The organism is Methylobacterium sp. CM6247, from assembly GCF_054817925.1.
The window spans coordinates 2,855,440-2,866,306 of sequence record NZ_JBTXKX010000003.1; the positions used below are offsets into that span (position 1 = coordinate 2,855,440).

Below are 10,867 nucleotides of genomic sequence, written 5' to 3' on the forward strand. Positions count from 1 at the left end.
ATCTAAGACTTATGGGCAGGGGGTTGGACGCCGATAGAGGCTCTCAACCCCATTGGCAGCTGCCGGTTCGCACCGTAACGTTGCAGGACGGAGATGCGGTCAGCCGCCGTGCCGAGTCGCACGACCGCCTTCACGCCGGCGCCGCGTGCCCGCAGCGCCTTGGCGATCCGCAGCCCGAGGCCACCGGTTGCGCCCCCCAGCAATACCTCTGTTGGGCCGGTCACGTCCCGGTCTTTAAGGTCAATCCGCTCACGCCCGCTGCCATCGGCCAGTGGAAATGGACGCCGCTCGCAAGCGTTCCTGGTCTCGGACGTGCCCAGCGAACTTATCACGTTCTGTAAGGAGCGCTTGCCTCAGTGAGACATCAGGCAGCAGATCGGACAGTGATCGAGCAAGGCCCGGGTGACCCCGCCGAAGAACCATTCGCGAACACGGTTGTGGCCGTATGCTCCGCTGATGATCAGGTCAGCATCGAAGTCGTTCGCCGCCCGCTGCAGCGCCTCAGCGACACCGACTCCCGACGATGCCCAACGGAACGGCAATGCATTGACGTCGTGCAACCCGAGGAACTGAACGACGTCCGCAAGGTCCTCCTTGTCGTCTTCGGCCGCAATCCTGACGACCCGGACCTGCTCAGCCCGTTTCAGGAGAGGCATCGCATCCGAGATGGCCCGACGGCTCTGAAGTGTATTTTTCCAACCGACGACGACACGCTTGGCCGACAGGTGGTTGACCTCCGGTGGCACCACTAGGACGGGGCGGCCGAGAGCCATCAGAGCTACGCCAGCATCAAGTGACATTCTGTAATCGAGCGGATCCTTATCCCCGGTTCGACCGATCACGACGAGATCGGCTGCACGTGACTGTTCTTCCAAAAAGACCCCAGGGTCCGCTACGGCAGACCGCCATTCGACGCTTCGGCCCTCGCCTGCGACCTCGCGAAAAGCATCCTCGGCCGCAACTAGGTCATCCGTGGCAAATCGTCGGATTTCATCCATGCCGGATTCGCTCAGCACCGAGATCTCGCCATATCGGCCAGCGTAATCGGGCCGCCTTGCCGCGACGCCGATAAGCCGGGCTTGGAACGTCTCAGCCAGGTGCGTGGCGAGTTTGGTCCGACCTCGGGACCCATCACCGAGATCCAGCCCGACCATGATGCTCGTGTAGGTCATCTGATGTCTTCCGGTTCAAGCAAGCTCCGAACTGATGACCCTGCGCAGGGTCCGCATGGATCACCGTTCCCCCGGATGCTGCGAATGCGGAAATTAGGATCTGAATGGCGTCGGCCCGCGCCGCCGCGGCGATGCTCCGCCGCGGCGCGATGATCTCGGCGATGCCGTGGTACGAAGATCCTATCTCAGTCCGGTGACGACCAAATTCGCGATCCAGGCCAAGATGATGAACCACAGGACGTTCAGGGAGAGGGCAGCCGCGAACGGCCCCTGTCCCTTGACGACAAATGTCCAAAATCCAGAAAGTGAGTTCGCACCGCCGTGGGAACTACGATGCGTATATTTCCATAGCATCTCTTCCTCCCGTTTTTACTCTAATGTGAAGGTATCACAAATATTCAGATACAGAGGAAATTTTTGGAATGATTTTTTTGGCTGATCGAATGGCCTAAGGCTTGGCAGTACAGAGTAAAATAGCCTTGGTTTCAAAAAAACCGGACTGAGACGGTCGCAGCGACGCGTAAGGGCTGCGCGGTTACCCGGAGCTCTTCCCAGCGGGTCGAGGACCTTCTTGCGATGGAGCAGGCGGTAGCGGCGCATGCGACCCAACTGGGTGAAAAGCTCCGCCGGGAACGGCTCGGCACCGACGACATGACGGTGTTTTTCCATATCTCAGAGCATGACACCGGCAACCCCCAACGATCTGCCTCGACCGTTGTCACCCTGCCCGAAGCGACGTCCGATACCCTGGTGCTAATCAAGGCGGCGACGGCGGGCGTGCGGCGGATCTGGAAGGCCGGCTATCGATACTCGAAGGCCGGGGTGATGACCGTCGATCTCGTCCCCCCTGGCGGCCTCAAAGCGTGGGCTGTTCGACGGTCTCGGCCGCGAGCGGGGTTCGGCACCGATGGACGCTCTCGACGCCTGTAACCGCCGCTAGGGGCGAGGGTCGGTGGTGCCAGGCAAGGCGGGTTTCCAGGCGCAGTAAAACCGGTTCACGCGGTTCGACATGTGCTCGCTGCGCTACGCGACCCAGATCGCCGACATCGCGGTCGTCGGTACCGCTTAGGCCAGGGAGCGCAGTCGTGGCCTCACGGTCTCCCAGCCGCCTCAAAATGATGCGTCAGGACGATTCAGGGTCAACCAAATCGAGCTTCACGCAGTAGACGCGGCCATCACTGCAGATCGCTCTGGGTGTCTTAATCGTCAGCTTGGGCTTTCGGCCACTTTCCGTTCGTGCTTGTCCGATATCCCGTAACGCCCGCATCAGCGCCTCATACCGCGGGAACGCTTCCTGAAAGCGGCGCGCGGGGATCATCAGTTCGGTACCGCCCTCGCTTTGTCGCAAGATGCCGGCGGTAGCCTCGAAGGCAACCTTTGATAGCGGAGCCTGCAACGTGCTGACATCGACCACATGCGTCCGATGCTTTTCAAAATAAGTTTGGATCTGCTGGATGGGCGGGACCGACGCGCTTAGGCTGCGGAAATTCTGATTGCCAGCAGTCTCTCGTGCAACGGCATAGACCGCCGTCGCCGGGCATCCCCAAGCTCGCGGCATGATTTTCCAATGGCGCGCAAGCAACCCCGCTAGGGCGACGAGCGCAAAGCATTTCCGAACCCGCTCCTTGTCGATGTCAGCGCTCACTGCCGCACGTTCGCGATCTAGGACGCGCTTGAGTGCCCCTCGGAAGGCCTGCTCGTCGCGGTCAATCTGGCCTTGCATTCGTTTGATGAATGCCGTGCCCGCAGCGCCCCAATGCGCATTGCTGGCGGCACGCAATGCTTCGACTGCCGCTGCTGAATCGCTGTAGCCAGATGGCACATGATCAAGCACACCGTAGGGTCGTTCGGGAGCTATGAGTATCGTCACCATGCGTTCGGTAAGGGCACCACGCTCAGCCTCGGAGCCTTCGATGAGTTCGCTCAGGCGTCGGTTGCTGGTGCTGAGAACAGCCAAGTGCGCGTGGGGCTTGGTTAGCTGGTCGCCGCTGCGCTGCCTTTGCCCTGTGTTCGTGAGCCCGAACACGGCTTGGTGGATCAGTTGCTTTCGCGCTTCTTTCGAGGCTCCGGCCAGATTGGCTTCGTCGAGCAGCAAGAGCATGTGCCGATGAGCCAGCTTCGTTTCGTCAAAACGGCCCGGCGTCAGATTCCAAGTTTCGCCCCCACCACAGGTGCTATCACGATCACCGGCCCAAACAGACGCCGCGACCATGCCGAGCGTCGATTTTCCGCAGCCCGGATCACCAACGAATTCAAATAGGGGACTGAGATAGTCCGGCGGGACGAACGGCAAAAGAGGTCCGACGAAAGCAACGGACAGGGCGAACAGGGCCAAGGGCTGCCGGGCCACAATCGGTTCGATCCCTGCCTGCCACTCGGCCAAGCTGCCGCACGCCGCAAACTTGGAGCTTCGCGGAAAGGTGACAATGACTTCGCGGGGATTGTGCGGTGGCTGCAAAACGCCCCCGTCGCCCAGCACGAAATGGCCCTCGATCCACCCCGGAGTACCTGCGACAAGGGCCGACCTGTAGGTCTCAACCTTTGCGACTTCGCTACGAAGCGCCCGCTGCGCGGCCGGCTCGATGAGGCTTGGATCGATATTGGCGAGCCCTGAGAAGACATCGGTTCGGGCGAACTCTGATACCCTGATCCAAAGCGCTCGAGTGGGTGTCCCAAAGCGGACCCAACTGACGTCTTCTTGGTCGGTCACCCTATCGAGGATGCACGGCTTGGCCCAGGCAACGCTTGGCTTGATCCACCCTCTTGCCGATGCGGCGCCACTCCCCCCATGGGAGTGCCTCGGCGAGTTGGATTTGGCGTTGGGCTTCCGAACTGGCGCGGACATCGTGACCTCTTTCTGAAACGTTAGGATCGATAGTCAGGCTGGGAGTGCTTCCCACCTTCCCACCCTTCCCACCCTGCTGAAGGGGCACCCGATAATTGGCCGGTGGGGTATCGCAGTGTTGTCACCCCCCACCCCGGCACCCCGGCGCTTAACCGCACCAACAGGCCCCTACAGGGCACCGTCAGCCAGTTAGATGCCCCCGTGGGCCAATCTATTGCCCCGCCTCACCCACCACCCTGCGCCAGTAAATACAGCCGCCGCATCGCCGGGGTGCCCCCTTTCCGGGGAGACCAGCACCCGTTCATCACAATGAGATCGGCCAGCCGTTGCCGGTCGAGCCACAGCAGAACTTGCGTTCCGAACGGTTCAGGGATGCGCCGGTAGCCGTGAACACGCTTGGGGACACCGTTGATCAGGACCACTGGCTTTCCGGGCCAGAATGCTTTCGCGAGGTAGGTGAACTGTCGGATACGATTGCCGACCAGCGAGCAACGGACCGGGCGAGCCCCGGTGGCGGTCTTGGTATACCCCTTCACAACCTTCGGCAGACGTAGCAGAGCCACCGCCTTCGCTTTGGTCGTGATGATGTGGAAGTGCAGTTGGAAGACACCGCTTGATGCTTCGAACTCACCATGGAGCATCGCGAACAGCGGCCCTGGTATGGCCGTCACCCCCGCTCGGATCAGGTGCTGGGTGAACTGCGCCTTGATCTGGGACGCCGTAACCCCGTCGAGGGTCGCGGGCGTGTAGGCCCACCCCGAGTAGATCACGGTCACAGTCCGAAGATCATTATCGTGGTACTCGGCGAAGGCATCGAGCTTGGCACGGCCCAGTGCCATTCGGATCGCTCGCATCCGAAGTGCCGAGGCAAGGGTCAGGGCCGGCTGGCCAGTCGCGACCCCGCTAACCAGCTTGCTGATTAGGGCCTCGATGGCGTTGCCATCCAGTTTGGTCGCGAACACCCCGCTGGATTGCTGCTTCGCCAGCCAAACCCGGTCATTGAGGTTCACCCAGTTCGTCGGTCCCGGACGATTCAAGACGCGCCGCGCATGCCGAGCGCGAAGCCGATCCTCTTGGACCATTGCCGCTTCCGTTTCGAAGTTGTCCGGCAGGGCAGCGTCAGAGCCCTTTGCCGGGTCGCCGGTGGCGCAACCCAGCGGTGGCGGCTGAGCAGGCTCCACAGCCACCCGTGAGGGGGCGTGAGGGGCTGCCATGATCTTCGCCGCCAGAACCGCCGGCGAAATGTTGAGCGTTGCCATGTGAGGCCTCCTTCCTGTCCTGTGACGACTTCAGCGGCGGCTCGCGTTGCGGGCAGCCACCAGCAACGCGGTACCGTTCGGGACACAGCTGAATCGGAGCTCGGCCGGCTGGCCGTTCGCCATAAAGTTTACGGTGGCGCTTTCGCACTGGAGCGGCACTTCGAGGTTGAGGTGGAGCCCAGGGCTGGTCCCCTGAGCGTCGGCGTTGGCATGGGCCTCATGACCCGAGACCTGAACGCGGTCAGGCTTCACAGCGAGGGGCTTGGCTCGAGCGCGGGATCGCTGAGCCGGCTGCTTCTCCCGGTCGTTCTCGTTGGGCACCTGCGTACCGGTTGCCTCAGCCCACCAGGCCTCCGTCGCCACCGCCACGGCATCGGGCAGGTCGAACTGCCAGCCGCGTTGGATCAGCCGCTGCAGGCCGTTAACGGCCCGGTTCAGGACCCCCGGCATCTCTGTCGCCCTGATGCGCGGGAACAGGCCATAATCGACCTCGTCCTTGCCGAACTGCCGGTCGAACGGGAGAACCACAAGGCGACGCCGAAAGCCGGCCGAGCGGTCGCGGAGGATCGGAACGTTGTTGCCGAGCAGCAGCGGGACTGCGGTCATTGCGAACGTCACCGGGTCGCGGAACTTCCGCTCAGCCGTCACCGTCGTGCCTTCGCTCATCTTCTTGAGCATTCCGTCGGGCAAGCGCGCGCCTGACGCCATGTCGTCGTCAACGAACAAGTGCTTGCCGGCGAGGTCGCCCATAACGAACCGGCTGCCCTGAAGGTCTTCGACCGGCATCGACGCGCTACGGCCATGGCTGAGCTGGTGCATGAGCAGTTCGGCCAGGGCGCTCTTGCCGTCGCGGCCCTTACCCCAGCCGACAACGATCAGCGGCTCGTGTCGCTGGGGCTGAAGGATGTACCCGCTGAACTCGTGCCAGAAGGCTGTCAGCCGGTTGCCATCGCCCGAGGCCGAGAAGATCCTGGTGATGGCCGCATCGAACTGCGGGCAGGTTGCCTGGGGATCGTAGGCAACATTGAGGCAGTCGCGGTGACCTGAACCCGGATCGTGAGGGCGCAGGCAGACGGCACCATCGACTTCGAACCAGAGCTCGCCGTTCGCGACATTGATGATGGGCGCCGCCGCTTCGCGACGCCCGTGGTCGCCAGGCACGGCCGTCGCATGCCGCAAGCCGGTGATCACGTCGCGGATCAAGCTTGGGGTGCGCTGACGCCCCGTGGCTTCGGCTACCGCTGCGTGCGACCAGACGATGCGGCCGAGCTCGTCCTCCGAGAGCTCGGCCCAATGGGTACCGTTGAAATGCCGGAACCCGCCATCCGAGTAGCTGAGGTAGTGACCCCCTTCGAAGCTGTCTGCCAGAATGGCATGCACAACCTCGCGGAGGCCGAGCCCGTACGAGCCGGGTTTGGTGGTGGTCGTCATCACACCACCTCCAACTCATTGCGTGAGGCGCTGCCGGGCTCGACGGCAGTGACAGCGATCTCGTCCACTTCGGCGGCCGGTGCACTGCTCACCTGTGCCTGCTCCTTCCGCTCTTCTGCGCCAAGAATCTCCAACAGATCCGCAGCACCAGCCTCGGCAACGAGTTCCATCCACTTGGCCAAGTCGCTGCCCAAACGAACCTCGAGGAGTTCCATCGCGGCCGAGCGAGCCTTCTCACGGCGCTCCCGCTTGGCGTCGCGCAACGCCTCATCACGCGCCTCGCGCTTCGCTTTCTCTGCTTCGCGCTTCTCCAGCTTGGCAGTTGCCTCGGGACCGCGCTTGGCCAGCGCCTTGGCCCGCTTCACCGTTTCGCGGTTCTTTTTAATGACCGCTTGGAGCTCGCGCCGAACGTTTTCGCCCGCAACCACGCGGGGGGCGAAGGTTTTGAAGATCTCCGCCGGCACCGACCTTGCCGAGAGAAGGTACACCAGGCTCAGGCACGGCAAATGCGAACCAGGTTCGTTTTTGATCAACGGACCAAACATCTCAGCTGCCCTCATGTACTTCTCGGCCGTACGCTTGCTGTAGCCGAGTTCCTTCTCGCACCACGGACCAAACTCGCCGTGTTCCAAAAGCTTCTTCGCTTTCAGCAAGTCGCGGCCATTTTCGAGCCACTGGTTCTGAGTAAAAGCGGCGAAAGCTTTGGTGCTTGCAGTCACCTGTTGATCACGTTGCTTGATTCGGCCTGCGATGGCTTGCAGTTCATCAGGTGCAGCCGCAGACAGTGGCATAGAACTGTTATAGTGTTTGGGAAGCTTCATCTTACTTTCCTTTAGGGCGGGATCCTTGGCAAAAGCTGCCCTGCCGGCCGCGAGGCCGGTTGCTTTGGTGGCGGGTCATTTTCGTGGGGAAGGGGAGAGAGTTGCTGGCAGGTTTCGGATTGCCAGCGTGCTCGATGTTGCCTTTGCCGAGCAGGTTTAAGCGGTGGCGGGGCGGACTACTCCGCTGCCACCTTGCTGGCCTCGCGGGCCGCGCGCTCGTAGTCGAGGATATCCTGCACGCTGAACCGCATCGCTCGCGCGCCGATGCGCACGGGAGCCGGCAGCCGGTTCTGCTGGATCCAAAGGTGCATCGTGCTGTTGCTGATTTGCAGGCGCGCCTTTACCTGCGCGTAGGTACAGTACCCCTCGGTCGGGAACGCGATGGGCTCGGGCTTGGACTTCGGCTTCACCGGCTTGTGCGGGGCGAAGCCCTCCTTCACGGCCTTCAACGGTGCCGTGACGACCCTCGCCGGCTCGTAGACAACGTAGCTGTCGGGCAAGAAGCCTGGGGTATTGGGGTTTTCGGACTTGGCGTTGTGATCCATCGGACCCTCCAGTTTATTGGACAGGGTCGGACATCAATCACCACGTTCAGCCTACTGCGAGCGAATCCCAGGACACGATTGACAATGATTTTGATGCCTCATCGTGTCTTCGTTCAGCGTTATGGCCGCTCCTTCCCCTCACCACGCGCTTCTGCTTGTTCCTTCTTTTACGCGAACCACGCCCTCAAACCCGTTCGAATTAAAGAATCTCCAAAGTCGGATCGATGGCCTGCATTGCCGCTTGAACAAACAGGGCATCTAACGCCGAAAATTCGGTCTTTCCAGTCGTAAACTTGCTGCTTGCACCTCGTTGGGTCGACTCATAACTGCGCAAGAAAGGTTTTCTTAAAATTCGTTCACGAACCCCGACTAGAGTTCCGCAAGCATTGCGTATTGATGCTTGCGTTATCTTTGATGCTTTGCGGCTTACGAGTAGATCGATACTCGTTTGAATATCTTTTACCGCAAGTAAGGCATCATTGAATGATCGCGGGGATAATGGCCGCTTCAGCATCTCACTGACTATTTTGCCGCTAAGCCCTCTTCGGGCAGCGGGCGAGAGGCTTTCCATCCCTTGGACCAAGGCATCTGCATGTGCTTTGAGCTTGCCAAGCTCAGCTTTGATGGAGCCGGCAGCTGCCCTGTCATCATGCTCATTGTCAGACCAATAGCGCGCCGATGTATGACATAAACCCTGTAGGGTCAGCTGACGATTTTCTCGCCATATGTCCTTGGCGACTGCAGGACTTTCATAGCTGACAAAACTTCGAAGAACGAAGTAAGCCCGACGCGTGCTAGCCTTTTCCGCGCCCCTGTCGCGAAAGAGCTTGATGCCTAAATTCGGCTGTAGATCAGGGAACGCATCGCTAAGCTGTTTTTTGTTGGTCATGAGAGATCGTAGCGCCAGCTATGTATGCCGCCCAAGCTTCCATCATCTCGCGTCGTTTCGCCAGCAGATCGCTTCGTCGGTAGGCCGCCTCCACTCGGTTCTCAACGGCATGCGCCAGTGCCATCTCCGCGACCTCGCGCGGCAGGTTCGTCGCCTCGGCTGCCCAGTCGCGAAACGACGACCGGAACCCATGGGCCGTGATCGGCACCCCCATGCGGCGCAGGGCCATCAAGAAAACCATGTTCGATAGCGGCTTGGTTCCCGAACGACCCGGGAAGATGAGGGCACTGCCGCTGCCCAGGGCTTTCGCTCGTGTCAGCACCTCAACTGCTCTGTCACTGAGGGGGACCCGGTGCTCTCGCCCCGCCTTCATGCGGGTTGCTGGCACCGTCCATATCGCATCGCCGTCATTGACCTCAGACCAGCCGGCGCCAAGCACTTCGCTGGTACGAGCCGCCGTCAGAATCAAAAACTCGAAGGCGAGTCGGGCAATTTCACCCTGTTCGCTGGACCCACGCAAGCGAGCGACGAAAGCAGGAACCTCTGCATAGGGAAGCGCCGCGTGATGCTCTTCGCGCTCACCCTGCTTCGGTAGCCCTCGGCTCACCCCGTCAATCGGATTGTCACCGCTACGATAGCCGGCGGCCTTCGCCCAATCGAGGACGGTGCCAATCCGCTGGCGTACCCGCCGCGCTGTCTCCGGCTTCGTCAGCCAGATCGGCGACAGGGCGCGAAGCACATCGGGTGTTTCGACCTGATCGACGCGCCGGCTCCCGAAAAACGGATTCGCGTAGGTTTCGAGGGTGGTCTTCCACTGCGCGGCGTGCTTCGCGTTGTTCCACGAGGGCTTGTTGTCCTCGAAGACCCGAATGACCGCTTCGGCGAAGGTTGGGATCGTCTCGACAGGCTTTCGCCGTTCGGCGAGGGGGTCACCGCCGTCCCGAGCCGTTTTACGATAAGCGAGTGCTTCTTCCCGGGCTTCGGCTAACGTGACAAGGCTGGCCCCGCCTAATCCGATGTCGCGTCGTGTGCCCTGGATGACGATGCGCAGAAGCCAGCGTTTTGAACCTGATGGCTCGACAACAAGGTAGAGGCCATGGCCATCTGCGTACCTGCCTGGAGCCTTAAGCGCCCGAACCTGCACGGCGGTGAGCGCTCTTTCAGGATGGCGGCCTTTTCGCTTTCCTGTAGTGTCCGTCGAACTCATAGCGCCCACATTTTCGACCACACTTTAAGTGGGGTATAGGCGGATTGCAATGGACAAGCTCGAACAAGGCGCATAAGCTAAGCCATTGTCACGGCATAGGTTTTAGAACTATGTTGGCTAGTGCTGCACATCAATGGGGCTGACGCTCCCTCCGCCATCAACCATTAAACCCCTGTCAAACTACAGCTTTCTGGCCGTGTCCTATCCCCGCGTCGCGGTTGTGCACGTGGTGGGCCGAGGCTGATATCATGCGCCCGAGCTTGCACCGTCAGGCTTGGCTTGCCCAATGAAGAATGCCGCCGCACTGAGTGCGCTAATGGTTGCCGGGAAAGCGGCGCGGCTCTACCATTCGGAATGACCGAAAAGCTGACGACAGCCGCCCTGTGCGACCTGAATTTGATTTCCCAAGAGGAAGTGGCGGCTGCCGTCGAAGTGTTTCTTGCAAATTCGATGGCGCCGCCTTTCGTTTTCAAGGAAGGCTACCGTCTCGATCTGGGAAAAGCCGTGCGACGGCATCCCGGCGCGAATGATTTCGTGAACCGGGGCAATGCCGGCCCCCTGATGAAGCGCCCCTTCGTGCTGGCTGCCATCCTGCAAGCCCGCCCCATGCGGGGCTGACCCTATTTTCCGGCCTCGGCGCCAGCTGTTTCGTGGAAAATGGGAGTCACGCGGCCTCTGTGTGCGGCCTGACCCAGCAT

9 protein-coding genes and 1 pseudogene are annotated in these 10,867 nt (G+C 61.2%); 2 read left to right on the forward strand and 8 right to left on the reverse strand.

Annotated elements, in window-relative coordinates:
- Window positions 1–353 precede the first annotated feature (353 nt).
- Entirely contained in the window at window positions 354–1,172 is an 819-nt protein-coding gene (locus ACYQOP_RS14440) for a universal stress protein (RefSeq protein ID WP_461222810.1), read from the reverse strand.
- A 501-nt stretch (window positions 1,173–1,673) separates the two neighbouring features.
- Between ACYQOP_RS14440 and ACYQOP_RS14445 the strand changes: the two are divergent.
- Window positions 1,674–2,241 (forward strand): annotated as a pseudogene (locus ACYQOP_RS14445) (DinB/UmuC family translesion DNA polymerase); the annotation flags it as partial.
- Between the two features lie 54 nt (window positions 2,242–2,295).
- On the opposite strand, the gene ACYQOP_RS14450 reads toward ACYQOP_RS14445, so the two are convergent.
- The 7 genes from ACYQOP_RS14450 to ACYQOP_RS14480 form a co-directional block, all read right to left on the reverse strand.
- Entirely contained in the window at window positions 2,296–3,882 is a 1,587-nt protein-coding gene (locus tag ACYQOP_RS14450; RefSeq protein WP_461222811.1) for a DUF927 domain-containing protein, read from the reverse strand.
- A 359-nt stretch (window positions 3,883–4,241) separates the two neighbouring features.
- On the reverse strand, window positions 4,242–5,276 hold the full coding sequence (locus tag ACYQOP_RS14455) for a hypothetical protein (protein WP_461222812.1): 1,035 nt from the start codon (window positions 5,274–5,276) through the stop codon (window positions 4,242–4,244).
- Window positions 5,277–5,306: 30 nt separating this feature from the next.
- On the reverse strand, window positions 5,307–6,707 hold the full coding sequence (locus ACYQOP_RS14460; RefSeq protein ID WP_461222813.1) for a DNA primase family protein: 1,401 nt from the start codon (window positions 6,705–6,707) through the stop codon (window positions 5,307–5,309).
- Entirely contained in the window at window positions 6,707–7,528 is an 822-nt protein-coding gene (locus tag ACYQOP_RS14465; protein ID WP_461222814.1) for a DUF3102 domain-containing protein, read from the reverse strand. Before ACYQOP_RS14465 ends, ACYQOP_RS14460 begins: the two co-directional genes overlap by 1 nt.
- Window positions 7,529–7,704: 176 nt before the next feature.
- Complete coding sequence (locus tag ACYQOP_RS14470) at window positions 7,705–8,073, reverse strand: helix-turn-helix transcriptional regulator (RefSeq protein ID WP_461222815.1); 369 nt, start codon at window positions 8,071–8,073, stop codon at window positions 7,705–7,707.
- A gap of 199 nt (window positions 8,074–8,272) precedes the next feature.
- The gene (locus tag ACYQOP_RS14475) at window positions 8,273–8,962 is read right to left on the reverse strand and encodes a hypothetical protein (RefSeq protein ID WP_461222816.1); all 690 of its coding nucleotides are present in this window, start codon (window positions 8,960–8,962) and stop codon (window positions 8,273–8,275) included.
- Window positions 8,940–10,106 carry a tyrosine-type recombinase/integrase gene (locus ACYQOP_RS14480; protein WP_461225329.1) on the reverse strand — a complete coding sequence of 389 codons (1,167 nt, stop codon included), beginning with the start codon at window positions 10,104–10,106 and terminating at the stop codon, window positions 8,940–8,942. Before ACYQOP_RS14480 ends, ACYQOP_RS14475 begins: the two co-directional genes overlap by 23 nt.
- Before the next feature lie 417 nt (window positions 10,107–10,523).
- Here ACYQOP_RS14480 and ACYQOP_RS14485 point away from each other — a divergent pair, with 417 nt between their 5' ends.
- The gene (locus ACYQOP_RS14485; RefSeq protein WP_056432548.1) at window positions 10,524–10,787 is read left to right on the forward strand and encodes a hypothetical protein; all 264 of its coding nucleotides are present in this window, start codon (window positions 10,524–10,526) and stop codon (window positions 10,785–10,787) included.
- Window positions 10,788–10,867 lie beyond the last annotated feature (80 nt).